This window comes from Cohnella faecalis (assembly GCF_003570905.1).
GTDB classification, from domain to species: Bacteria; Bacillota; Bacilli; order Paenibacillales; family Paenibacillaceae; genus Cohnella; species Cohnella faecalis.
In genome coordinates this window covers 204,581-228,701 of sequence record NZ_QXJM01000023.1, presented here as the reverse complement: position 1 = coordinate 228,701, position 24,121 = coordinate 204,581, and the positions used below count along the sequence as shown (strand labels likewise).

21 protein-coding genes are annotated in these 24,121 nt (G+C 54.6%); 2 read left to right on the top strand and 19 right to left on the bottom strand.

What is annotated here, in order from left to right:
* Positions 1-101: 101 nt before the first annotated feature.
* Both D3H35_RS04670 and metH read right to left on the bottom strand, forming a co-directional pair.
* Positions 102-1,070: a metal-dependent hydrolase gene (locus D3H35_RS04670; RefSeq protein ID WP_119147974.1), complete on the bottom strand. Its 969-nt coding sequence runs from the start codon at positions 1,068-1,070 to the stop codon at positions 102-104.
* A gap of 197 nt (positions 1,071-1,267) precedes the next feature.
* Positions 1,268-4,720, bottom strand: coding sequence for a methionine synthase (gene metH, locus D3H35_RS04665; protein ID WP_119147973.1), 3,453 nt, complete (start codon positions 4,718-4,720; stop codon positions 1,268-1,270).
* A 144-nt stretch (positions 4,721-4,864) separates the two neighbouring features.
* Here metH and D3H35_RS04660 point away from each other — a divergent pair, with 144 nt between their 5' ends.
* Complete coding sequence (locus tag D3H35_RS04660; RefSeq protein WP_119147972.1) at positions 4,865-5,404, top strand: 1,2-dihydroxy-3-keto-5-methylthiopentene dioxygenase; 540 nt, start codon at positions 4,865-4,867, stop codon at positions 5,402-5,404.
* Between the two features lie 68 nt (positions 5,405-5,472).
* On the opposite strand, the gene D3H35_RS04655 is transcribed toward D3H35_RS04660, so the two are convergent.
* The 4 genes from D3H35_RS04655 to yneA all read right to left on the bottom strand — a co-directional run bounded on the left by D3H35_RS04655 (position 5,473) and on the right by yneA (position 7,651).
* Positions 5,473-6,264, bottom strand: coding sequence for an HAD family hydrolase (locus D3H35_RS04655; RefSeq protein ID WP_119147971.1), 792 nt, complete (start codon positions 6,262-6,264; stop codon positions 5,473-5,475).
* A 32-nt stretch (positions 6,265-6,296) separates the two neighbouring features.
* Positions 6,297-6,830 (bottom strand): hypothetical protein, encoded by a 534-nt coding sequence (locus D3H35_RS04650; RefSeq protein WP_119147970.1) that lies wholly within the window; start codon positions 6,828-6,830, stop codon positions 6,297-6,299.
* A gap of 59 nt (positions 6,831-6,889) precedes the next feature.
* Entirely contained in the window at positions 6,890-7,084 is a 195-nt protein-coding gene (locus tag D3H35_RS04645; RefSeq protein WP_378124714.1) for a DUF896 domain-containing protein, read from the bottom strand.
* A 123-nt stretch (positions 7,085-7,207) separates the two neighbouring features.
* Complete coding sequence (yneA, locus tag D3H35_RS04640; RefSeq protein ID WP_119147969.1) at positions 7,208-7,651, bottom strand: cell division suppressor protein YneA; 444 nt, start codon at positions 7,649-7,651, stop codon at positions 7,208-7,210.
* A gap of 162 nt (positions 7,652-7,813) precedes the next feature.
* Here yneA and lexA point away from each other — a divergent pair, with 162 nt between their 5' ends.
* Positions 7,814-8,434: a transcriptional repressor LexA gene (gene lexA, locus D3H35_RS04635; protein ID WP_119147968.1), complete on the top strand. Its 621-nt coding sequence runs from the start codon at positions 7,814-7,816 to the stop codon at positions 8,432-8,434.
* 561 nt (positions 8,435-8,995) lie between these two features.
* On the opposite strand, the gene glnA is transcribed toward lexA, so the two are convergent.
* The 13 genes from glnA to D3H35_RS04570 form a co-directional block, all read right to left on the bottom strand.
* Positions 8,996-10,324 (bottom strand): type I glutamate--ammonia ligase, encoded by a 1,329-nt coding sequence (glnA, locus tag D3H35_RS04630; protein WP_119147967.1) that lies wholly within the window; start codon positions 10,322-10,324, stop codon positions 8,996-8,998.
* 31 nt (positions 10,325-10,355) lie between these two features.
* Positions 10,356-10,775 carry a MerR family transcriptional regulator gene (locus D3H35_RS04625; protein ID WP_119147966.1) on the bottom strand — a complete coding sequence of 140 codons (420 nt, stop codon included), beginning with the start codon at positions 10,773-10,775 and terminating at the stop codon, positions 10,356-10,358.
* 98 nt (positions 10,776-10,873) lie between these two features.
* Entirely contained in the window at positions 10,874-12,142 is a 1,269-nt protein-coding gene (locus tag D3H35_RS04620) for a methionine gamma-lyase family protein (protein ID WP_378124713.1), read from the bottom strand.
* A gap of 51 nt (positions 12,143-12,193) precedes the next feature.
* A complete protein-coding gene (hflX, locus tag D3H35_RS04615; protein WP_119147964.1) occupies positions 12,194-13,480 on the bottom strand; it encodes a GTPase HflX in 1,287 nt (428 codons plus the stop codon).
* Positions 13,481-13,526: 46 nt separating this feature from the next.
* Positions 13,527-14,519 (bottom strand): AAA family ATPase, encoded by a 993-nt coding sequence (locus D3H35_RS04610; RefSeq protein WP_119147963.1) that lies wholly within the window; start codon positions 14,517-14,519, stop codon positions 13,527-13,529.
* A 73-nt stretch (positions 14,520-14,592) separates the two neighbouring features.
* The gene (locus D3H35_RS04605; RefSeq protein WP_233567761.1) at positions 14,593-15,267 is read right to left on the bottom strand and encodes a YdcF family protein; all 675 of its coding nucleotides are present in this window, start codon (positions 15,265-15,267) and stop codon (positions 14,593-14,595) included.
* Between the two features lies 1 nt (position 15,268).
* A complete protein-coding gene (locus D3H35_RS04600; RefSeq protein ID WP_119147962.1) occupies positions 15,269-15,829 on the bottom strand; it encodes a ribonuclease FAU-1 family protein in 561 nt (186 codons plus the stop codon).
* A 187-nt stretch (positions 15,830-16,016) separates the two neighbouring features.
* Complete coding sequence (locus D3H35_RS04595) at positions 16,017-18,455, bottom strand: transglycosylase domain-containing protein (protein ID WP_119147961.1); 2,439 nt, start codon at positions 18,453-18,455, stop codon at positions 16,017-16,019.
* A 150-nt stretch (positions 18,456-18,605) separates the two neighbouring features.
* Complete coding sequence (gene hfq, locus D3H35_RS04590) at positions 18,606-18,848, bottom strand: RNA chaperone Hfq (protein WP_119147960.1); 243 nt, start codon at positions 18,846-18,848, stop codon at positions 18,606-18,608.
* A 55-nt stretch (positions 18,849-18,903) separates the two neighbouring features.
* The gene (gene miaA, locus D3H35_RS04585) at positions 18,904-19,896 is read right to left on the bottom strand and encodes a tRNA (adenosine(37)-N6)-dimethylallyltransferase MiaA (protein ID WP_119147959.1); all 993 of its coding nucleotides are present in this window, start codon (positions 19,894-19,896) and stop codon (positions 18,904-18,906) included.
* Positions 19,889-20,668 (bottom strand): class I SAM-dependent methyltransferase, encoded by a 780-nt coding sequence (locus tag D3H35_RS04580; protein WP_119147958.1) that lies wholly within the window; start codon positions 20,666-20,668, stop codon positions 19,889-19,891. The genes miaA and D3H35_RS04580 overlap by 8 nt, the downstream gene beginning before the upstream one ends.
* On the bottom strand, positions 20,668-22,626 hold the full coding sequence (gene mutL / locus D3H35_RS04575; protein WP_119147957.1) for a DNA mismatch repair endonuclease MutL: 1,959 nt from the start codon (positions 22,624-22,626) through the stop codon (positions 20,668-20,670). The genes D3H35_RS04580 and mutL overlap by 1 nt, the downstream gene beginning before the upstream one ends.
* A 44-nt stretch (positions 22,627-22,670) precedes the next feature.
* Positions 22,671-24,119 carry a S41 family peptidase gene (locus tag D3H35_RS04570; protein ID WP_119147956.1) on the bottom strand — a complete coding sequence of 483 codons (1,449 nt, stop codon included), beginning with the start codon at positions 24,117-24,119 and terminating at the stop codon, positions 22,671-22,673.
* Positions 24,120-24,121: the final 2 nt, after the last annotated feature.

Here is a 24,121-nt window from a genome sequence, read left to right as displayed (position 1 = left end):
TCCGGATAGACATTCGTTGTCGGGTTGTGCGCTTTCCCGGGAAAAGTAGCAATCGTCAGACAATTCCAACGGCGAAAAGAAAACCGCCTTGATTCAGGCGGTTAGACGTAAGGAGCTTCCCACATTTTTTTGTACCAGCCGATCGATTGGTCGACGACGTTCAATTGTCCGTCCAGTCTAATTTCCGCTCGATACGGCCAATCCTTCTCCCGCCAAAAACGCAAATCCGTCCAAGTGACGAGATAGCCTCCGTCGGGCTCTCTATTCCATGAAAAATAAGTTCGTTTCGAAAATAATCGCAAAGTTTTGACTGCCGAAGACCGCAGAGTCGCATTCACGCACTCATGAATTTGCGCGGCAGGCAGCTTCATGGCCGGCAGCATCCGTTTTCCAGCAATGCCTCCCATTTCGAACCCTTCCGGGGTTTCGGCGACGTAGCTCCATCGAAACCACCATAAGCCGGGCAAAACGTGAATCGCAAGCGCTTTGCGGAATCTTCGGCGAACCCGCCTCAGCACGAGCCTGTGATGCACGATTCGCCAACCGGCATAGACGGCGGTTATAGCCCATGCCCAGAGGCAAAGCCGCGCCGGATTCGACCACAAGCCGACCGCCCATCCGACGACGATCAATCCGTGCATTCCCATCAACATTGGATCCGTTAAGCAGAGCGCATCGAGATGATACCATTTTCGCTTGAAGGGCAGCAGCAATTTGACTCCGTAGGCATTCGTCCAATCGAACAAGATATGGAGAACGACGGCCGCGAACGTCCATAAGCAGATGGTCGGCAAATGCTCCCAAACGCCGAACGCCCATGCCGCAGCGGAGCCGATCGCCGCCGGCCATAGGAGCATCGCGGGAAGGGAATGGCTCCACTCCCGGTGATGCCGCAAATAAGCGTCGCCGCTTCGCAGCTTGAATACGGCATCCAAATCCGGTGCGTGAGAGCCTGCCAGCGCCGCGATCAACACGACTGTCGCCAAAGTCTGGTCCGCCGCAATTTCCGGCTGCAAATGGGAGAGGCCCGCGATCGTAGCCCCGAACAGCAAATGTGATCCCGTGTCCATCGCTCAACGCCTCCTGTTCTTTTACTAATACGATACAGGATATGCGTAAAGATGATGTCATCGCGGCGTTACGCCGCCGTTATTTCGTGTGGATGTGCCGAATCGCCGCCCGTAACGTACCGCAAAAGCAAACAATCCCCTCTACGAGTCCCTTGCCGAGGCAAAGGTCGTTTCGGGGATTGCACTAGTTAATGACATTAAGCTTTTTCGACATTGAAATATTTCGCTTCCGGATGGGCGAACACCATCGCGGATACCGAAGCTTCCGGCTCCATCATGAATCCTTCCGTCAGCTCGACTCCGATATCCTCCGGCTGCATGAGCTCGAACAACGGCCCTTGATCTTCAAGATCCGGGCACGCCGGGTAGCCGAACGACACGCGAATGCCTTGGTACCGAGCGCCAAACCGCTGCTTCATCGTCAATTCAGCCGAATCCGGGAATCCCCAGATGTCGCGCATCATGTGATGAACGCGCTCCGCCATTCCTTCGGCGACTTCAAGCGCCGTCGCAAGCAAGACGTGGGAGCGCAAATAGTCTCCGCTCTCCTTCCACTTCTCCGCCTGATCGCGGGTTCCCCGGCCGGCCGTAACGACGAGGAAGCCGACGGAATCCATAATGCCGCTCTCCACCGTCTTGAGAAAGTCCGACAAGCAGAGGAAAGGATCTACCTGCTGGCGAGGGAACGAGAACCGCTTCAATACGCGCGACGTGTCGGCGGGATCGTAGATGACGACGTCGTTGCCGTCCGCCTGCGCCGGGAAAAACCGGTACATCGCCTGCGGCTTCAACCAGCCGTGGACTTGCGCCTCTCGCATAATTTCGTCGATCGTCGCCTTCAGCTGAACGGTTCTCTCGTCTCCGGCGGCGAGCAGCTCGTCCACGTTTCCTTTGAGGCCCAGATGATGTCCCATCAGCATTTGCAAGTTCACATAAGGCAGCACGTGGGTCAACGGGTAATCCCGCAGCACGTGACGATCGTAATCCGGCGGCGTGAAGATCGGAGCGTCCTGCGAAATGTCGGACTTGCGCGCTCTCGTAAGCGTAGGCTTCTCCTGCTGCTTTTCTCCCTCTTCCGCCAGCGCCGCTTGCCCCGCCCAATGATCTTCCTCGATGCGCGCCCGGTGAGTCGGATCGGTCAGCTTGTTGGCGATATCCAAGCCGTCCATCGCGTCTTTTGCGTACAAGACGACTCCTTCATATTCCGGCGCGATTCTCGTCTTCGTGAATTTTCTCGTCAGAGCGGCTCCGCCCACAAGAATAGGCGCATCGATTCCGGCCGTGCGCAAATCTTGCGCGGTAAGAACCATCTGCTGCGCGGATTTGACAAGCAGACCGGACAAGCCGATCGCGTCCGGCTTCTCCGACCGGTACGCTTCGATAATCTGCTCCGGCGGAACTTTGATGCCCAGATTAATAATCTTATATCCGTTGTTGGACAAAATGATCTCGACGAGATTTTTGCCGATGTCATGCACATCGCCCTTGACGGTGGCAAGCATAATTTTGCCCTTAACCGCCGATTCGTTCACTTCCATGTGTGGCTCAAGCTGAGCGACCGCAGCCTTCATAACTTCCGCGCTTTGCAGAACTTCCGCTACGATCAGCTCGTTGCCGTTGAACAAACGGCCGACTTCTTCCATCCCGCTCATAAGAGGACCGTTAATGACTTCCAGCGGAGCATATTTGCCCAGCGCCTCGTCCAGATCGGCCGCGAGCCCCTCCTTCGAGCCTTCAACCACATAACCCGCCAGCCGTTCTTCCAATGACAGGTTGCTTATTTTAACCTTTTTCTCGACCTTCTTCTCGCGGAAGGCGGCCACAAAAGCGGCCAAAGTATCGTCGTTCGTGTTGTAAATCAGCTCTTCCGCAAGGCGGCGCTCCTCTTCCGGTATGGAAGCGTAACGCTCCAGCTTCTCCGTGTTGACGATGGCGTAGTCGAGACCCGCTTTCGTGCAATGGTACAAGTAGACGGAGTTGAGCACTTCGCGTCCGGCGTCCGGCAGGCCGAAGGAGATGTTGCTCAAGCCGAGAATCGTCTTCGCCCTCGGATATTTCTCCTTGATCATCCGAATGCCCTCGATCGTCTCGACGGCGGAACCGATATATTGAGGATCGCCGGAGCCGACCGGGAACATATTCGGATCGAAAATAATATCGTCGGGAACCATGCCGTACTTGTTCACGAGCAGCTCGTACGAGCGGGTGGCAACTTCCATTTTGGCTTCGCGGGAAACGGCCTGGCCCCGTTCGTCGATCAGAATGCAGACGACTGCGGCGCCGTAGCGGTGAATCAGCGGCAAAATTTGCTCGAACTTCGATTCGCCGTCCTCGAGGTTAATCGAGTTGATGATCGCCTTGCCTTGCGAATATTTCAGACCTAGCTCGATGATGTGATCGTAAGTCGAATCGAGCATAAGCGGTACTTTGATCTTCTTCGTCACCATCGGCAAAAAGTTGTTGACGGCAAACGCTTCGTCGATATCCGTATCCTGCAGGTTGATATCGATAATATGTGCGCCGCCCTTCACTTGCGAGCGGGCGATTTCGGACGCTTCGTCGAACTTGCCTTCCTTGATCAGCCTCTTGAATTTCCGCGAACCCGAAATATTTGTCCTCTCGCCGATCATAATCGGACGGTTATCGTCCTCGATGAAGACCGTCTCGATACCGGATACGGCAGGAGGGTGCTGCCCCTCCTGCTTGCGCGGCGGAAGATCCTTCATCGCCTCCGCCATTGCGGCGATATGTGCCGGCGTCGTCCCGCAGCAACCGCCAGCTATGTTAATCCAGCCCTGCTCGGCGAATGCGCGCAGCTTTCTCGCCAGAGAATCGGGCGATTCGTGGTAATGGCCGTTCTCGTCCGGCAGACCGGCGTTCGGATAACAGCTGACGGCCGTGTCGGCGATGCCGGACAACGTCCGGATATGATCGCGCATGAATTCCGGACCGGTTGCGCAGTTCAGACCGACGGATACCGGCTTCAAATGCTCGAGCGAAACGTAGAACGATTCGATGTTCTGACCCGCGAGCGTAGTCCCCATCGGCTCGATCGTGCCGCTGATCATGATCGGAAGCTCCACTCCCGCTTCCTCGAACGCCTGTCGCACGCCGATGCTGGCCGCTTTGACGTTCAGCGTATCCTGGCAAGTCTCGATCAGGATGCAATCGGCGCCCCCTTCGATCAATGCCGCAACTTGCTCATAGTAGCTGTCCACGAGCTCCTCGAACGTCACGCCCCCGGTAACGGACAGCGTCTTCGTCGTCGGCCCGAGCGCGCCTGCCACGAAACGAGGCTTGTCCGGAGTCGAATATTTGTCGCAAGCTTCGCGCGCAAGTTTCGTCGCCGCCAAATTGATTTCCCGCGCTTTTTCCGGGATATCGTATTCCGCCAGCACTACGCTGGTCGCTCCGAACGTATTCGTTTCGATCAAATCCGAGCCGGCCTCAAGATAAGCTTCATGTATGCGGGAAATAACGTCGGGACGAGTCAGAACAAGTATTTCGTTGCAGCCGTCGAGCTCCGCGCCGCCGAAATCGTCCTCCGTTAAATTTTCTTGCTGGATCATCGTCCCCATTGCGCCGTCGAGAAATAAAATACGCTCTTTTAGCGCGGCTTGCAGAGACGGTTTCAGATCGGTTAAAGTCATAATTAGATTCATCTTCCCCCGTGTATAGCGTTTAAGCTTTATAGTACCAGAATAGAACCGTGTCGGAAAGATGCAGTGTCGACACCCGGCTTTTTTTGGACTATAATAACAACAAATAATCTGATTGGAAAAGAGGGAATTACAATGGCTGAAATTCGCATCCGCAACACGAACGAACGTATTTCCGGAGAAGAGAACGTCGGTTCGTTCCTGGCCCAACAAAACGTACTTTACGAGCACTGGGACGCTTCCAAGCTGCCTGAGTCTCTCCGCGGCAAATACGTTCTAACCGACGAAGAGAAAGAGTTGATTCTCTCCACTTACAACGAAGAAATCGTCGAAATTGCCGGCCGTCGTGGTTACAAAACATGGGACATCGTCGCCCTTTCCGAAGCGACTCCCGACATCGAGGCGCTTTTGAAAAAATTCGAGCAAGTTCACACCCATACGGAAGACGAAGTCCGTTACATCGCTTCCGGACACGGTATTTTCATCATTAAGGGCGACGAAGAAACCGGTTATTTCGACGTCGAGCTCGAACCCGGCGACGTTATTTCCGTTCCGGAAGGCCAACCCCACTTCTTCACTCTGATGGAAGACCGCCAAATCGTCGCCGTTCGCCTATTCATCGAACCGGCCGGCTGGGTCGCTTCCCCTTACGAGGATCCTGCATTCATAAAATAACTCATAATCGCATATAGCCATATACAAAAACCACCTCCTCCGAGGTGGTTTTTGTCGCATATCGCTCGTTACAGTTTTTTGATCAAGTCCGGAAGCTCGGCAAGTCTGGAAATAATATGGCTAGGCTTTATATCCCCGGTAGGCTCTGCTCCATGATGGTTGATCCAGACGGAAGTCATCCCAACACCGTTGGCGCCCTTAATGTCAGTCGTCAGCTTGTCGCCGACCATGATGCCTTCTTCTGCCGTAATGCCGATCTTCTCCATCGCATGGGCGAATAGGCGCGGAGAAGGCTTGCCTTCCCCGAAGCTGCCCGAAATAACGATCGCGTCAAAGTACGGAATAAGCGAAGGCACGCCATCGAGCTTCTCCTGCTGCAAATCGGGAGAGCCGTTCGTGAGCAACAGAAGCTTATACTTACCTTTCAGCTCGTCAAGCACGCGGAACGTTTCTTCATACACGTGGGATAACTCACGGCGTTTGGCAGGAAAGCTTTCCGCCAGCCGCTCACCTAACCCGGCGTCGTCAACGCCAAGGGCGGCCAGACCGCGGGTCCAAGCCTGGCGACGATAGCCGGGAACGATCTCCTGCATTTTGCGAAACATCGGATGCTCGCCCTTCGTAAAGTGGCCCCACAAGCCTTCGAACGGATTAATCCCGATCATTTGAGTGAACGGGAACGTCTCGTAAGTCTCGTATAACGCACGCGCTTCTTGACGGACGGCGTCCTCCAGAGCGGACGGATCGACTCCCGTCTCTTCCGCCGCTACACGGCAAGTATCCTCGAATGCTTCCTTGACGGAACGGTCGTCCCACAGCAACGTATCGTCCAGATCGAACAGCACAGCTTTAAGCGACATGATAATTTCTGCTCCCCTGATATTCTTCTGATTTATTTTTCTTTAATTTCCAATTCGATATGGTTGACTTCGGAAAATACTTTCAGACGTTCTCCCATTTGTTCAGTCGGATAACGGGTCATCATTCGAGAAAACACCCAGTTCGCACCTTTTACCGTCTCCACCGTCACATAGCCCGGCATAAGAACGATTTTGCGAATGTCGGCCGGGCCAAGCCGCTTATAGCCCGAAAACTTGCGAGTTTCCAAAGTATCCCGCGTTACCGCCAAATACGGACGCCGGAACCAATAGAACACGGCCAATAACACGTAGCATCCTACCGTAACCCATGTCATCGTCAGATCGGGCGTAGGCTCACCGGCTTTCGGCTCTCTCCAAGGCTGGAGCATGACGACATAGAAAAGAATTAACAAAAGCAGCAACGCCGGAACATAATAGTTGCGGCCTTGATAACGGTCGGGCTTGACCTTGGAAGTCGAGCCGATGGCGTCTTTGCCTTCTTTGCGCCTGCGATTGTTAATCGATTTCGAGTTTTTCTGTACCATCCGTTCCCATGATCGGGACATGACGTTCCTCCTTCATCTATTCGAGCCGATAAGTTCCGGCTTCGGTGTCCAAGCAATCGTTAATGAGGAAGCGACGGCGGCTTATCGTCCGTCCACTCGATGCTGTCTAGCTGCTGCTTGAAGTTGCCCTTAAAAATGGCGATATATTGTCGACGAAGCGAATCGCGTTCCGCGATCTCGTCTTCGGTTAAACCCGCCGATTTGTTTTTACGCGATAGTTCGTTAATTCTAGCGATAATTTTTTCCATTTCCATCTGCGCTGTCTCCCCCTTCCGTTTTGCCCTTTCTACTTTGACATTTTACCGATGGGATTGTCAAGAAACAGGCAAACAAAAAAGACCGGGAGCCCCGGTCTTCTTGCGATTGAATTCTAATAATCACGAATGAACTTCAACCGGAATAATAAGCTTCTGTCCGGTTGTCAGCGAAGACTCTTCAAGTCCGTTACGCTTCATAATATGATGAACGGCTTTGCGAGTGTCCATCTCTTTCTTCTTATATGAACTTGCGATCGACCACAAGGAGTCGCCCGAGTCTACCAACACGACCGTTTCCTCTGCCGACGCCGGTACGTTTGCATTCGGCGATGCGAAGGAATGAACGAGAGTAAATCCGCTGAACAAAATGAGGAAAGCAACCAGTACGAACACAATACGAACAACCCGAATTCCGCTAATCGTCGCATTCTCGCCCCTGTTCGCCGCCGCTTTTTTCAACGATGTCGATTGATTTTTCCTATAGGAACGAGCCTGTTGCTGTGTTGCAGCAGATTGATTCGTCGTCATCTTCGAAGCTGATCCGATTACCCATGCGTGTACCATGATTAGCCACCCCAAACATTTGTTCTGGTGTTATCTTAACACGAACAAATGTTTCCAGTCAACGTTTTTTAGAACATTTGTTCTGTGGAACGAATGTTTGTGCGAACTCGGGTTCTGTGCTATAATTTGTCATCATGAACTCGTACTATAGGAGGGCCTCAAGTGTCCAAGATGTCCAATCGTCAGAATGCCATCTTAGAATTCATAAAGACTGAAGTTAGAGAGAAAGGCTACCCGCCTTCCGTTCGTGAAATCGGCGAAGCCGTCGGACTCGCTTCCAGCTCTACCGTTCACGGTCACCTGGACCGTTTGGAGAAGAAAGGGCTCATTCGCCGCGATCCGACCAAGCCTCGCGCCATCGAAATATTGGATGACGATGTCGTCGCTCCCTATTTCACGTCCAACGTACGCCAAATTCCTGTCGTTGGCAAAGTAACCGCCGGCGTACCTATCACCGCTACGGAAAACATCGAAGAATATTTCCCTCTCCCCGTCCATATGGTTGGCGACCAGACCGTCTTCATGCTTTCCGTAAGAGGAGACAGCATGATTGAAGCCGGTATCCATGACGGAGATTTCGTTATCGTCCGTCAGCAGCCGACAGCTACGAACGGCGAGATCGTCGTAGCCATGACCGAGGAGAACGAAGCGACGGTCAAGACGTTCTACAAGGAACGCGACCATATCCGCCTCCAGCCGGAGAACGAGTCCATGCAGCCGATCCGCCTGAAGAACGTCAGCATCCTCGGCAAAGTCATCGGCTTGATCCGCTCCTTCGCCTAATTCTCTGCATCTGCGCTTCAAAGGCGTTCCACTGGTCAACTCGACCTTGCGGAACGCCTTTTTATTTACCCCCCCTTCAACGATTCGATTCCCCCTCTTACTCACAACGTCCCATTATCCCTTTTATTCAGAAAAGCGAGGAGCAAGGAATCAACCAGCAAGAAAAATCGTTACAGTACCCTAAGAGCTCACACTCAAAAGGCAGCATCACAAACAGTCGCACTTTCGCAATACTCATTCGCATCTCTATTCGTCTTATAGGCACTTCAAACCAAGGCATGCTCCAAAATGACAAGCGACAGACCTTCTTCTCATTAACAGCCTCGCCTGCTCTCAAGCTCAATTTATCGCAACATCTTCAATTCTGAACAGAAGGATAATGGTACCGCTTTCGTAAAGAGCACCTATTTCTGATCCGAAGGGATAATGGCACCACTTTCAAAAGAGTCCCTATTTTCTGAACCAGGGGATATTGGCACAACTTACAAAAAAGTCGATGAAACAAAAAAAGGCACAGCCCGGTAAAACGCCCCAGGCGGTGCCTTATCTGATAAGTAGCGATTAGTAGTTGGTCAAATATTGATCGCGTTCCCACTGATGAACCTGTGTCCGGTACATATCCCACTCGATTTCCTTGAGCTCGTAGAAGTGGCTCAACGCATGATCGCCGAGAGCGTCGCAGATGACATTGTCGCGAAGCATCTCGTTGAGAGCGTCCTGAAGGTTGATCGGAAGGCTTGGAATACCCGCTTCGATACGCTCTTCTTCGCTCATGACATAGATATTGCGGTCTACAGGAGCCGGAAGCGACAGCTTGTTCTTGATGCCGTCAAGTCCTGCTTTGAGCATGACCGCCAGAGCCAAATATGGATTGGCTGCCGGATCCGGGTTGCGGACCTCGATCCGCGTGCTCAGTCCGCGAGAAGCCGGAATACGGATCATCGGACTGCGATTGCTTGCCGACCATGCAACATAGACCGGAGCTTCGTAGCCAGGCACCAGGCGTTTGTACGAGTTAACGGTTGGATTCGTGATCGCCGCTATACCGCGAGCGTGATGCAGCATTCCTGCCATATATTGACGCGCAACGGTGCTCAGTCCCAACTTGTCGTTGGCATCGTAGAACGCGTTCTCTTTGCCTTTGAACAACGATTGGTGGCAGTGCATGCCCGATCCGTTCATACCGAACAATGGCTTAGGCATAAAGGTTGCATGCAGACCGTGCTGACGGGCGATCGTCTTAACGACGAGCTTGAACGTCTGGATTTGGTCGGCCGCTTTGATCGCTTTCGCGTATTTGAAGTCGATTTCGTGTTGTCCGGGCGCTACCTCATGGTGAGAAGCTTCGATTTCAAAGCCCATTTCCTCGAGCGTAAGAACGATATCCCGGCGGCAGTTCTCTCCCAAATCGGTAGGCGCCAAATCGAAGTAGCCGCCTTGGTCGTTCAGATCAGTCGTCGGATTCCCTTTGTCGTCCGTTTGGAACAGGAAAAATTCAGGCTCCGGACCGACGTTCAAAGCGCTATAGCCCATTTCTTCGGCTTCTTGAAGAGCACGCTTCAGAATTCCGCGCGGATCTCCCGCGAACGGTGTGCCGTCCGGCATGTAAATGTCGCAAATAAGACGGGCGACTTTATTCTGGTTAACCCATGGGAAAATAACCCATGTATCCAGATCCGGGTATAAATACATATCGGATTCTTCGATCCGGACGTATCCTTCGATCGAAGAGCCGTCGAACATCATTTTGTTGTCGAGCGCTTTCTCCAATTGGCTTACCGGAATTTCCACGTTTTTGATCGTCCCAAGCAAATCGGTAAATTGGAGACGAATGAAACGAACGTTCTCTTCCTTGGCGATCCTTACGATATCTTCGCGTGAGTAACTCATGATTGCCTCCTCGGATTATGCCGCAGCCGGCTTATTTGTGCTTGAAAAAGCGCGATAGCTCCCCTTGGATCAACGATACCTGTCCCGGCCGTTTGTTGCCGGTCATTAATTGCTGCTTCAGCATCCGATGAAGCTGCGAATCGGTCAGCTCGCGACGCTTAACCTCGGATTGCTCGTTGATGATGGTCGAATCGTCTTCGTTCTCGCCAACCGGATTCATTACCTGCTTGATGCCAGCGATATTGACGCCCTTCTCGATAAGCGACTTGATCTCGAGCAGACGCTCGACGTCGTTAAAAGAGAACAGCCGTTGGTTCCCCGAAGTCCGCGCGGGCTGAATCAGCTCGTGCTGCTCGTAATATCGGATTTGACGGGCAGTCAGATCGGTAAGCTTCATAACGATGCCGATCGGAAACAGCGCCATATTCCTGCGTATCTCATCGCCAGCCATGTCGTATCAACCTTCCATCTTGACTTGTGTTTTTGAAATCACTTTCATTGTAGCGTTCTTCCAAAAACGTGTCAAGGAATGTTAGGTTTTTGATTTGTTTATGATAGATATCCTCGGATACCCAGCTCCGAAATGGCCAGCTTGACGGCATACTTCACATGCGCATATGTCAAACCGCCCTGCATGTAAGCAATATAAGGCTCGCGAATCGGCGCATCCGCGGACAGCTCCAGGCTGCCGCCCTGGATGAACGTTCCAGCAGCCATAATGACGGGATGCTCGTAGCCCGGCATATCCCATGGCTCTGGCACGACGTGGGCGTCTACGGCGGCCGCTTTTTGAATCGCCTGAACGAAGGCGATCAACGGCTCCGCAGATTGGAACCGAATAGCCTGAATAAGATCGGTTCGCGGGTCGTTCCATCGCGGGTGCGTTTCAAAACCGAGGCTTTCGAACATGCAGGCGGCAAAAATGCTCCCTTTGACCGCTTGTCCGACAAGCAGCGGAGCGAGGAACAGCCCTTGATAGATCGATCGCGTCGTGCCTAACATCGCGCCAACTTCGCCGCCGATTCCGGGTGCGGTAATCCGATAGGCGGCCAGCTCGACCAAATCGGCGCGCCCCGCAATATATCCCCCGCTGGAGGCAAGGCCGCCTCCCGGATTTTTGATCAAAGAGCCGGCGATAAGATCTACGCCTACATGCGGCGGCTCAAGCTCTTCCGTAAATTCGCCGTAGCAATTATCGGCGAACACGATCGCTTCCGGCTTGAGCTCTTTCAGTCTCGCGGTCATTTCCCGAAGCTGCGCGATCGTGAACGAAGGGCGCCAATCGTATCCTCGGGACCTCTGGATGCCGAACATTTTCGTCTTGTCCGTTACGGCTGCCGCTACGCTGTCCCAATCGACGCGGCCATCCGGAAGCAACGCCACCATTTTGACCGATACTCCCCAATCCGATAAGGAGCCTGTTCCGTCCCCGGCGCTCCCGATCACTTTGTGCAGCGTATCGTAAGGCTTGCCGGTTACGAACAACAGCTCATCCCCCGGACGAAGGCAGCCGAACAACGCAGCGGATATCGTATGCGTGCCCGATACGAGATGCGGACGAACGATCGCCGCTTCCGCGCCGAATACGTCGGCATAGACGAGATCGAGAACTTCTCGTCCTCTGTCGTTGTACCCGTAACCCGTCGATCCGGCGAAATGATAATCGCTCACTTTTTGCTTCTGGAAAGCTTGAATCACTTTCCATTGATTCCGTTCGACGATACTGTCCATCGCTCGCAGTCGATCTGCGGCGATCGTCTCCGCTTCTTTCGCCAGCTGCTCCCACTTGCGCTCCCAATCGGTTACCCTTACTTCCACCTTGCCGTCTCTCCTCTGTCTCAGCCTTGCGCGCATGTGCTTGACAATTGTTTACGAAACTTGAAAAGGAACCAGCGGATGCCCCCACTTTTCCATATCCGCCGGATTGAGTCGAACCGTCATAACCAGCCAGTCGTCCTCGGTTTCTTGCAAGATCACCTCGCCGACACGGTAAGCCAGAGATGCCAGATCACCTCTTGAAGCCGGTATTCGAAGCATGCAAACGCCGCCGAGAATTTTGTCCTCGACAGCTTCTTTTAATTTGTCCAAATCGTTCGGTTTAAATGCGCTTATGCGCAAGGAGTCGTTACCTCCCGGCAAAAGCGACAGCGACGCAGAAGAACAGAGATCGATCTTGTTCCACACGTGCACCGTTGTCTTCCCCGCCGCGCCGAGCTCGCCGAGCACTTCCTCCACAACCTTCTGTTGCCGCTCCCGCATAGGAGAAGACGCATCGGAAATGTGGAGCAGCAAGTCCGCTTCGTTAGCTTCCTCGAGCGTCGCCCGGAAAGCCGCGACCAGATCGTGAGGCAAATTCTGGATGAAACCAACCGTGTCGGTCAGCAAAACTTCTTTGCCGCTTGGCAGCGTAAGCGTACGGGACGTCGGATCGAGAGTCGCGAACAGCTTGTCCTCGACAAGCACGTCCGCCGCCGTCAATTGCCGAAGCAAGGTCGACTTGCCCGCGTTGGTGTAACCGACGAGCGCCACCTGCACGACGCCGGCTTTGCGCCGGCGTTCGCGATGCAAGGTGCGATGCTGCGTCACCGCTTCAAGCTGCCGCTTCAATTCGGTGATCCTGTCGCGAATGTGCCGGCGATCGGTTTCCAGCTTCGTCTCCCCGGGCCCTCTTGTCCCGATCCCGCCGCCGAGCCGCGACAAATTTTTGCCATGTCCCGATAGCCGAGGCAGCAAATACGACAGCTGCGCCAGCTCGACCTGAAGAATGCCTTCGCGGGTTTTGGCGCGCCCGGCAAAAATATCGAGGATGAGCTGGGTTCGGTCAATGATTTTCAAATCCAGCTCTTCCTCCAGGTTGCGCACTTGCGCTCCCGACAGCTCCTGGTCGAAGACGGCCGTAGTCGCGCCTGTCTCCGCCGCCATTTCTTTGATTTCCTGCGCCTTCCCTTTGCCAACGAACCATCTGGAATCGGGAACCTCGCGCTGCTGCATAAGGGTCGCAATAACTTCAACCCCTGCCGTCTCCGTCAGCGACACGAGCTCTTCAAGCGAATGCTTCGGATCGGCTCCGGAACGTTTGACCTGATCGGTGACGAGACTAACGAGAATGGCTTTCTCCGCCGCGCCAGCTCCTGTCTCATACGTGTTTGGTATCATAGCAGCACCCATTCAACCCTCTCGGTTCATTCATCAATTAACGGCATTAAATACTTTTAATATCTTCTGCTCTAAGCGCCATCAGCTCTTGCCGGCCGGGAGAAGCACCCGTCGGATAAACGGCAAGAAGTCTGACTGCTTGATTGCGAATCGCTCTCTCGATGACGTTCCGGACGTAACGCGCATTGCTGAAGGGATAGATCGATTCCGTCTTTTCCTGCAGAATCAAATCTCTAAGCTTGAACAAGGATTGGGGAAGCAAGGAATAATCCCTATCCTTGGCCATCCCTTCCGCGATCTGAATCAATTGATCCGCCGTGTAATCGGGAAATTCCATCGCAATCGGAAACCGCGACGGCAAGCCCGGATTTGTCAGCAGAAAAGCGTCGATCTCCATCGTGTAACCGGCCAAAATGAGAACGAACTGGTTTTTGTAATCTTCCATCGCTTTGACGAGAGTATCGATCGCTTCCTTGCCGAAATCTTTCTCCCCGCCTCTGGCCAAGCTGTATGCCTCGTCTACGAACAACACGCCGCCGAGCGCCTTCTTGACCAGCTCTCTCGTCTTCTGGGCCGTATGGCCGATGTATTCGCCGACGAGATCGGCGCGTTCCACTTCGACAAGATGGCCCTTGGTCAGCAGACCCATGTTCTGAAACAGTTTGGCGAGCAGCCTTGCTACTGTCGTCTTGCCGGTGCCGGGATTCCCTTTGAAAATCATGTGATACACGTGTGCGTGAGCATGAAGCCCCGCTTCGCTGCGAAATTGGGAAATTTGCAGCAGCGCGTAAATTTCGTAGACGAGATCCTTCACGTTCTCGAGTCCGACCATCTTGTCGAGCTCTTTGTGCCAATCGGACCATGGCCCTGTCTGAGGCATCGCCTTGACGCCGCTGGCCGCTGCTGCCGAATCGGCCAATCCTTGCGCTGCGTCCGCAGCCGAGTCGGCTTTGCGCAGCACGATATTGATTTGCCGGGACGGTCTCAGCGCCGCCGCAGCCGGTTCGCGGATGCCGGAACTACCCGCCCTCGCATTCATCGCAATTCACCCCAAGTGGATTTGTCGACGAAATAGCCGCAATATCAATATATTCCGGCCAAGCGAGCGCTAGTCATCCGAAACTCATCCTTGCCTTGTCCAACAGCCATTTCGTATACGCGAGAACTTCCCTTGTCTTGTGATACGAAAGCTTCAGCACTTTGGAATCCGTTACGCTTACTTGAACCGGCGAATAGCCAAGCTGCTTGGCAATGCTGCCGGCTCTGGAGCCATGATATCGATGTGTAACGATGACCGCGGATTTCCACTGTCTTTTATCCATGATCGCCTTGGCGAACAATAAATTTTCGTAGGTGCTGCGCGATTCGGTATCCAGCGCAATATCTGCCTCCGGCACTCCTTGGAGAACGAGATAATTGCGCATTCCCGCAGCTTCCGTCAGCGTCGCTCCGTTGTCGTCAAGACCGCCGGTTACGATGAACTGCTTGAAAGCTCCTTGCCGATAAAGAGTCAAAGCATGGTCAAGGCGCTCCTGCAGCCCCGGGCTCGGCTTGTCGTTCCAGAGCGTTGCGCCGAGCACGATGCCGACGTCCGCCTGGACGGGAGTACCCGAATTGGGAATTCCGTCGAACCGTACGATGATCGAATAAAGCGTTCCGCACCAAACGGCGATAGCCAATATTCCTACCGCCGCCAACCAGGCGAATCGCTTCAGCCACACGTTCTTCTTTTTGCCCGATGACATCGAAAACGGCGCAACCCGCCGCGAGCTCCGAAGCTGCCTCATCCTAGAGAGTTCCTTTCTCCCAGCCGAGCTTATCGAGATAGTGCTTCCGATGCTGCAAGCTCATGTCGAAATAAGGGAATTTCTTCTGCTTGATCAGATCGAGCAGCCTTGCCGCCGTCCGCTGCGCCATAGCCGAATCGCGCGCGGTAATCTGTCCTTCGTCAAGCGCTTCCTCCAGCTCGTCTTCGTCGAGCAGCAGCGTCTCGCCGGTCGGCAAGACGACGATGTCGAGAAACAAGTCATCGAACCATGGCACCTGCTGATCGGTCAGTCCTTGCGTCTTGCAGATGTCGATGTACCACTGAACGACGTTCCCGTTGTTATCGAACATGGTCGTAACGATAAAATGCTCACCCTTCGGAAAATGCTGCATCCACAAGTAGCCTCGATCGGCCAGGCACATCCGGCGACCGTTATAATCTTTCCATAAAGGATCCCGCAGATCATGAATTCGGTAAAGAGTCACGAAACCTCGGAATTGGGCATCGTCCATCGGGAAGCAGGCATAGCTTTTTTTCAAAATGCGGCGCCAGTTGGCTCGGTCGGAAAATTTACGTTTCATCCACTCGTACGATCCTTTCCATCCGGTCCTCGGTCCGGGGAGCTTAAACAATGTACACAAAGCTTACCACAAGTTGCCTCTTGTCACCAGATGACGCAATTACAGACGTTTGCGAAAAAAAGAAGCGCCTAAGCCGGGACTCTCCCGCTTAAACGCTTCTGTTCGTATTTTCGCATACTGCGGCGGCCTAAGGCTGGGCGCTCTCGACCGGAGGAGTCGGACTTGAACCAGGCGAAGCTTCGCCGCCTGGCGAAGGACTCGCGCTTGGCGATGGCGATGGCGTAGGAGACGGAGACTCTCCGCCGCCTCCTTCCACCGGCGGCTCCGATTCGTTCGGAGGCGGCGATTGCTGCCCATTGTCTCCGGGGGAAGGTTCGCCGCTCAAGTCCGTCGTTACCGTCACGGTCGCTTGAGGCGAAGGTTCGCTTTCCTTTTTCTTAGATGCTTGGTAGGCCGTTACATAGTACGTAAACGTCTGCTCCGGCAAGATAGCCAAATCGTCGAACAGCGGCAGGCCGACCTCGGCGAGAAGCTTGAAGTCGGCTTCTCCATCGGCTTTCCTGTATACCCTGTAAGTGACGTTTTCCGCTGAAACGGCTCCCCACTTAAGCTCAATGGATACTTGCTCCGGAACGTAAGCGGCGGTGAAGCCGGAAACCGCGGGCAGCTTCTCTTCGTCCTGCACGTTGCCCGGCTTAGGGAACGATTTCTTCGCTTTGCCTTCGAGCCCTTTGGACATGACGGCCGCGAACATGGCGGCCGCTTGTCCGCTGCTTTGCTTCACGTAATGATTTTCGTCCGTTTTGTCGTAGCCCATCCATACCGCAGCCGTCCATTCCGGTGTGTAGCCGACGAACCAGACGTCGCGGTTGCCGCTCGAGCTTACGCCCTTGATGCCGAGCTGCGTCGTCCCCGTCTTCCCGGCTACCGGGCGGCCGGATATTTTGGCTTTGACGCCCGTTCCTCCCGTTTGAGTAACGCCCTGCATAATTTGCGTAACGTAATAGGATGTCTCCTGTGCCATAACCTGCTTCGCCTTCGGAGGATCATACGTGTAAATCGTCTTGTTGTTCTTATCTTTGATTTCCAGTACGCTGTGCGGATTCTGGAGCGTTCCGCCATTCGCGAAAGCGCCGTAAGCCGTAACCATCTCCAGCGGTGTTACGCCGTTGGTCAGACCGCCCAACGCGATCGCGAGGTTGCGGTCGCTCTTGTCGAGTTCGATACCGAGCTTGCCGGCGAACGACACGCCTTTGCTCACTCCGATTTCATTCAACAGCCATACGGCCGGTTGGTTGCGCGACTCCTTGATTGCCTGCGTCATGGCGATCGGTCCAACGTATTTCACTCTGTTCGAGTCGGTAGGACAATATTTGCCCTTGTCGTAGCACGTTTTGTCATCCCGCAGCGTCGACCATGGGAAGTAGTTGCCCGTCTCGATAGCCGCTCCGTAGGAGACGATCGGCTTAAAAGAAGAACCGGGCTGGCGCTGCTTCGTAACGCGGTTCCAGCCTTGCCTGCTGTAGTCGCGGCCGCCGACCATCGCGACGAGCGTGCCGTCGTGCTGGTCCATGATGACCATAGCGCCCTGCATCTTGGTCTCGTCCTTGCTCTTCTCGAACATCGACTCTTTGGCGAACGCGTCTTCCATCGCCTTCTGCGCCTTCGTATCGATCGACACCTTGATCGTATAGCCGCTTCTTAGGAACTGGTCCTCCGACAAGCCCGTCACTTCCTGGGCTTCGTCGAACACGTAATCGATATAGGTTTGGTATTGGCTGCTTTTCGTTGGCACTTTATCCGGATCGAACGGCACGACAGCGGCCGCCAGCTTTTCCTGCTCCGTAATAAGTCCTTGATCCTCCATGAGGGAGAGGACGACAGCGCGCCGATCCATCGACTTGTCCGGATTGTTTACCGGATTGTAGACGTTCGGAGCTTTCGGAATTCCCGCCAAAGTCGCGATTTGCCACGTCTCAAGCTTGTTAAGATCAGTAACCCCGAAATAATATTTCGCGGCTGTCTTAATGCCATACTGGTTTTTGCCGAAATAAATCCGGTTCAAGTAGAGCTCGAGAATTTGTTCCTTGCTATAATTATTTTCCAACGCCAATGCGATGGAAGCTTCGGTGCCTTTGCGGAAAAGCGTTTTGTCCGAGTTAAGGAAAAGGTTTTTGGCAACCTGCTGGGTAATCGTGCTTGCGCCTTCGACCGCGCTTCTCGCGATTATATCTTTGACCAGCGCCCTGCCGATGCCGAAGAGATCGACTCCGCCGTGCTCATAGAACCGCTTGTCCTCCGTCGCCACGAACGCGTCCGTCACCTTTTTCGGAATGTCGTTGAACTTGACGTATTCGCGATTGCTTCCTTCGCCGGACAGCTTGGCGATCTGCTTGTCGCTCTTGTCCACGATAATGGTAGCCGTCTCGAGGTCGAGCTTGTTGACATTGTTGCTCAAAATCCTTTCTCCGTTCAGAATGACGAGCAAGTAACCGACGACGGCGCACACGACGCCGACCAGCACGACGAAAAACAGCCAGATAAGCCCGATCCGTTTCCGGCTTTTCGGGCGCTTGCTTTTGCCCTTGCTCCCCCGTTGCTTCCTGTTCGTTTCGGGTTTGTTCATCTTTCTCTCCCCTTCTTTCCATGCTGCTCTCTATACTTTACCCGCGAAAAGAAGAACAACCCGAAATCGGGTTGCTCCGGTTCGCGCTATTCCGTTAGACGCTTCTTGGGGGTGAAAAGTTTCATAAATCACCTTGATCGCTTCAGAATGCTAGCTGTCGGACGAGTGATCCTGCTGCATCAGAGAGACGTTGCGCTGCGGCATGAACGTGCTGATGGCGTGTTTGTACACCATTTGCTGACGTCCGTCGCTATCGATGACGATCGTGAAATTGTCGAACGCACGGACGACGCCGCGAATTTGAAATCCGTTGGTCAAATATACGGTAACCGGGATGCTGTCTTTGCGAAGTTGATTGAGAAACGTATCCTGGATGTTAATGGATTTGTTCATTGGCTTAAAACCCCCATCGCCTATTGAAAAGTGATATTCGTGAATGATTCGCCGTCTATTCTTGAAAAATATATTCCATGTCGCAGTGAAACTTTCCTGCTATTATAGCACAAATCATGCGGAAAAGTTCGCTGTTTTTTGGCACAGCGCCAACGTCCGCCCATTCGAGCCCTCTCATATGACGGAACCAGGAGAGCTGTCTCTTGGCAAAACGGCGAGTATCTTGCTTTAGCGTGGATACCGCCGTCTCCAGATCGGTCTCGCCTTCAAGGTAGGCTGCGATCTCCTTGTAGCCCAGCCCTTGCATCGACACCGCTCCACGTGGAACATTTTGGGATAAAAGGGTCTTCACTTCCTGAACCAGGCCGTCTTCCAGCATTTGGTCGACCCGTTCGTTAATTCTTTCGTACAGCTTCGCCCGATCCATCGTCAGTCCGATCAGACAGAGGCGATAAGGCGATCGCCTCTCGTCTCCCCGGCTTTGCTCCTGGATTTCGGACAGCGGCTTTCCCGTCTCGTTGTACACTTCAAGGGCGCGGATGACCCGCCTTTCGTCGTTGGGATGAAGCTTGCTTGCGGATACCGGATCCACCTCGGCGAGCTTGGCATGCAAAGCTTCCGCCCCATTCTCTCTGGCAAAAGCGGCCATTTCGTTCCGAAACTTCTCGTCCGCTCCCCGCTCCTGAAACCGAAAGCCGTAACAGACCGATTCAACGTAGAGCCCCGTTCCGCCTACGATGAACGGGAGCTTGCCTCTCGAATGAATGTCGCGGATTTTCTCCGTGCAAAGACTTTGGAATTCGGAGACGGAAAACGGGTGCTCGGGGGAGCAAATGTCGATCAAATGGTGCGGCACATCTTCGCGGTCGTCCAACGGCAGCTTCGCCGTTCCGATATCCATGCCTCGATACACCTGCATCGAATCGCCGCTGATGATTTCGCAATTGAACGCTTTGGCGATTTGCAGGCTTAGCGCGGTTTTTCCGACTGCAGTCGGTCCGACGAGGACAAGCAGCGGCGGCCTGTTATCCGGTTGCGGTTCATTCATTCGTTCTGATCACTCCGTAGTTGACGGCCTTCGTCGTCTTTCTCGGCACTGTAAATCCAAGGCGCCGGAACTCTCCGCTGTCGCGATGATCCTTGAGCACGACCGCCTTGCGGGCGACTCTCACGGCATGCTTGACGGTCTCTTCGCTGATTGTGCCGTGATGCGCATGGCCTCGAAGAGGTCTAAGCGAGGTTGACGTCGTCACCGGCCGCTGGAACATCGGGTCGAAATAAACGATATCGACGCTTCGATCCTCCATCCCCCGCAGCCATTGCTCGTGATTGCCCAATACGGGTTCGACCGAACGCAGCGCCGCATTGACGTCCTCAAGCCCTGTATCGTGCTCTCCAAGCCCTTCGCGCACGATGACGTGGAGCAGCTTGGAAGCTTCCAGTGCCGTCACGCTTCCCTCGGCGCCTACCGCATAGCTGAACACGATTGCATCGGAGCATAGCCCCGCCGTGCAATCGAGCACCCGATCGCCCGGCTGCGCGCCCGACACGTCGATCATGACGTCGGTTCCGCCGTCGCGCAGCCGTTTAATTCGTACAAGTCCCATGCTCGGATGAAAAAAGAGAGGAGAATCGTCCTCCCTGACGTAACGCAAGCCCCCTTCGCTCACGACGAGGACGCCATCGTCCCCGTAAATTCGTTCCATTCCCCGAAGCGTTTCGTTGCGCCGCGGCACACAGTCGGCTCCCAACTCCTTGGCAAGCGCCTCCGCACGCGCGAGAAGAACGGCGCTCGGCCGCTCCGCCGTCGTAACGATCACTACATCACCCGCTTGAACATTTTTTCGAGCTCGTACGTGCTGAAGCTGACGACAATCGGCCGGCCGTGAGGACACGTATAAGGCTGGCCGCAAGCGCCGAGCCGTTCGAGCAGCTTTTCCCCGGCTTCCCTTGATTGCGATTGATTTGCCTTGATGGACGCTTTGCAGGAACACATGATTGCCGCTTTCTCTCGAAGCGCGTGCAGGTCTACCTTCCGTTCCCGAAGCACCCATTCCGCCATTTCGCGGACAATGTCGGCTTCGTCGCCTTCGGGAAACCAATGCGGGACCGCCCTCACGATAAAGGTATTGCCTCCGAATTCCTCCAAGTATACGCCAGCGCTTTCGAAGGATGCAATTCGGTCGCGAATGACCGCATGCTCGTCCGGGGCAAATTCGAGCGTTACCGGCAGCAGCAGCTCCTGGCTCGCTTCCTCCGGCTTGCCGAATTTTTCGTAGTAATATTCGTAATTGATTCTTTCGTGCGCGGCGTGCTGGTCGATGAGATAGAGACCGTTCTCGTTCTGTGCGACGATGTATGTGCCGTGCAGCTGCCCGATCCAGCTCAGCTCGGGAAAAGTCGGCTTCGCAGACGCCGATGCCGGCGGCTCGAACGCCGCCTGCCAGACGCGCTCCGGCACAGGCGATCCAGGCAGAGAAGCAGAGCGAAAGTCCGATCGGGAATCGAATCGTTGCCCACGCTCATCACGTTGATCAGCAGATTGATCGGCACGCTGTTCGGCGCGGCGATCGGGAGAAGGAGCATCGTATTGGGCGGACGACTCCCCGATGCCGGGCGGATTGTGACCGGCAATCGGAGAGGCGGTATTCGGCAGCGAATTCGCATAGCCTGCCGCCGCCGTTTCTGCCTGCGCTCCGGCAGGAGGCAATTGGAACCGGATCTGCTCCTGCGTCCATGTCTGCGGCTTCGCTGTCCGGGACGTCGTCGAGGAACCCGATGGAATATAGGCTTGCGCAGACAATGCCCGCTTGACCGTCTCTTCGACGAACGTCCTCAATTCCGCTTCCTTGCTGAAGCGAACCTCCAGCTTGGCGGGGTGCACGTTCACGTCCAGCAGCGAAGGATGCATGCGCAAATGAACGACCGACAGCGGAAAGCGATGAACAGGCAGCAGCGTGTGATACGCCTGCAGAAGAGGCTGCATGACCGCTTGGCTGCGGACGTACCGTCCGTTCACCAGAACGGTGACGGCGTTCCGGTTTGCGCGGGTTTCGACCGGCAACGCGGTTAAGCCGGCAATCGAATAATCCGGGTCGCTCCCTTGAATTTCCACCATCGATTTGGCGGCCGAGGAACCGTAAATCGCGGCGACGACCTGCCGCAAATCCCCGTTCCCCGGTGTGCGAAGCAGCGTCGAGCCGTTGTGTTGGAACGTAAACGCGATGTCCGGATGGGCCAGCGCCTGCCTGTAGACGACGTCGGATAAATGGCCTAGCTCCGTTTGAACGGTCTTCATGTATTTCAGACGAGCCGGCGTATTGAAGAAAAGGTCGCGGACGGTCATTTCCGTTCCTTTCGGCGCGTTCGTCTCCCCGTCCTTCCGGATCGCCCCGCCTTCGATCTCGACGATGCGCGCGAGTCCGCCGTTGTCCGTCGCGCTTACGCAACGAATTTTCGCTACGGCCGCGATACTGGGCAGCGCTTCGCCGCGAAAGCCAAGCGTGCTAATTTGGAACAAATCCTTGGCGGCGGCGATCTTGCTTGTGGCATGCCGCTGGAAGGCGATCAGCATATCGTCGGACTGGATGCCCGCGCCGTCGTCGGTAATACGCAGAAGCGAAAGCCCCCCTTCTTCAGCCACGACGTCAATTCGGCTGCTCCCCGCGTCCACCGCGTTCTCGATCAATTCCTTAAGTACGGATGCCGGCCGTTCCACCACCTCGCCGGCTGCGATTTGGTTCGCCAAATGTTCGTCAAGCGGACGGATGATGCCCATTGTGGAATTCCTCCTTTTACTGGTACGCCTTCCTTATACGGAGGCTAGTTGGTCAACGTCAGCGATCCGCCCGAAGCCGAGGCTGTCAATTCGGGAAACCAGCCTTGCAGCTTCTTGACATCGATGAGCGATTTGCCATTCTTCATGACGATGGACGCATCGGTCGTCGTTATGCTGTATGACTTGCCGTTGCGGGTCAGCGAAATAGTATGGGATTTGCTGTTGTAAGAGACTTTAGCACCGGCAAGAGCCGCTCCGAGCCTTAGATTCACATACCAGCCGTTGTTTTTCGAGATGGCCGCATCCGTCTGAGCATTGCGGATTCCGTCGACGTTCACGACACCCTTGCCCGTGGAAACCGTAATCTTCTTGCCTCCGGCGTCTTTGATCGCTCCGATCAACTGCTCCGCTGCGGTGCCTTCGATAGTAATATCGGGTTTAAGCCCGACCTTGTCAACCTTGCGTCCGGTCGGCGTGTAATATTCCTGAATCGTCACTTTCAGCACGCCTCCGCTGCTGACGGGAATAATCGACTGTACGACGCCTTTGCCGTATGTCGTCGTACCGATCAGCTTGGCGACGCCGTAATCTTGCAGCGCTCCCGATAGCAGTTCCGAAGCGCTCGCGGAATGACCGTTGACGAGAATGCGAACCGGATACGGCTTAGTCGTTCCTTTGACCGTAAGCGGATCGTCGTTATTGTCGCGATCCTTCATGTGGGCCAGCACGCCGTCCTCGACGAACATCCCCGCGATTTGCTGTGCGGCCGTGACGTACCCTCCGCCGTTGCCTCTCAGATCGATAATGAGCGAGCTCATCCCTTGCTTCTCCAGAATCGCCAGCTGTTTGGCGAATTCGGAGCCCGCATCCGAGCTGAAGGAGGTTAATGACAAGTAGCCGATCCCGTCGGGCAGCATCTTGTTCGTCGCCGTCGGCACTTGAATGTCTTTTCTAACGACTCTGAATTTCAGCAATTTGCCGTCGCGGGAAACTCCAAGCGCAAGCGTCGTTCCTTCCTCGCCGAGCAACTGAGCTTGCATCTCGGTTGTGGAGAGGCCTTTCAGATTTTTCCCGTCTGCGGTAACGAGCGCGTCGCCGGGAAGAATGCCCGCCTTTTCGGCGGGACTTCCCGGAATCGTATCCTCGACGTAAACGACACCGTTGTCCTCGACCATAACGATTCCGATACCGGTAAATTTCTGCTCCATCTGGTTGCTGAACTCGTTCCACTCGTCGTCATCGAAATATTGCGTGTACGGATCCTTCAGCGACTCGACCATCCCTTGGATGGCATTCTGGTTAAGATCGTTGTCGTCGGGATTGCTAAGATGATATTTTTCGAGCAGTTGGCGGACTTCCTCCACCTGTTCCGCCGTTTCGGCGCTCGCGTTAGCCGCCGGAAACCACGTACCTGCAATAGCGGCGGTTAAAATAAATGCAAATATAATGCGCCATACGCGCCATGCTGCCGTCGGCTTCCGTCCACTCGCCATCC

Excerpts from the sequence above, each read along its gene's own strand:
- D3H35_RS04670 (WP_119147974.1), bottom strand. The coding sequence starts at position 1,070 with ATGGACACGGGATCACATTTGCTGTTCGGGGCTACGATCGCGGGCCTC.
- metH (WP_119147973.1), bottom strand. The coding sequence starts at position 4,720 with ATGACTTTAACCGATCTGAAACCGTCTCTGCAAGCCGCGCTAAAAGAG.
- D3H35_RS04660 (WP_119147972.1), top strand. The coding sequence starts at position 4,865 with ATGGCTGAAATTCGCATCCGCAACACGAACGAACGTATTTCCGGAGAA.
- D3H35_RS04655 (WP_119147971.1), bottom strand. The coding sequence starts at position 6,264 with ATGTCGCTTAAAGCTGTGCTGTTCGATCTGGACGATACGTTGCTGTGG.
- D3H35_RS04650 (WP_119147970.1), bottom strand. The coding sequence starts at position 6,830 with ATGTCCCGATCATGGGAACGGATGGTACAGAAAAACTCGAAATCGATT.
- D3H35_RS04645 (WP_378124714.1), bottom strand. The coding sequence starts at position 7,084 with ATGGAAATGGAAAAAATTATCGCTAGAATTAACGAACTATCGCGTAAA.
- yneA (WP_119147969.1), bottom strand. The coding sequence starts at position 7,651 with ATGGTACACGCATGGGTAATCGGATCAGCTTCGAAGATGACGACGAAT.
- glnA (WP_119147967.1), bottom strand. The coding sequence starts at position 10,324 with ATGAGTTACTCACGCGAAGATATCGTAAGGATCGCCAAGGAAGAGAAC.
- D3H35_RS04625 (WP_119147966.1), bottom strand. The coding sequence starts at position 10,775 with ATGGCTGGCGATGAGATACGCAGGAATATGGCGCTGTTTCCGATCGGC.
- hflX (WP_119147964.1), bottom strand. The coding sequence starts at position 13,480 with ATGATACCAAACACGTATGAGACAGGAGCTGGCGCGGCGGAGAAAGCC.
- D3H35_RS04610 (WP_119147963.1), bottom strand. The coding sequence starts at position 14,519 with ATGAATGCGAGGGCGGGTAGTTCCGGCATCCGCGAACCGGCTGCGGCG.
- D3H35_RS04605 (WP_233567761.1), bottom strand. The coding sequence starts at position 15,267 with ATGAGGCAGCTTCGGAGCTCGCGGCGGGTTGCGCCGTTTTCGATGTCA.
- D3H35_RS04600 (WP_119147962.1), bottom strand. The coding sequence starts at position 15,829 with ATGAAACGTAAATTTTCCGACCGAGCCAACTGGCGCCGCATTTTGAAA.
- D3H35_RS04595 (WP_119147961.1), bottom strand. The coding sequence starts at position 18,455 with ATGAACAAACCCGAAACGAACAGGAAGCAACGGGGGAGCAAGGGCAAA.
- hfq (WP_119147960.1), bottom strand. The coding sequence starts at position 18,848 with ATGAACAAATCCATTAACATCCAGGATACGTTTCTCAATCAACTTCGC.
- miaA (WP_119147959.1), bottom strand. The coding sequence starts at position 19,896 with ATGAATGAACCGCAACCGGATAACAGGCCGCCGCTGCTTGTCCTCGTC.
- mutL (WP_119147957.1), bottom strand. The coding sequence starts at position 22,626 with ATGGGCATCATCCGTCCGCTTGACGAACATTTGGCGAACCAAATCGCA.
- D3H35_RS04570 (WP_119147956.1), bottom strand. The coding sequence starts at position 24,119 with ATGGCGAGTGGACGGAAGCCGACGGCAGCATGGCGCGTATGGCGCATT.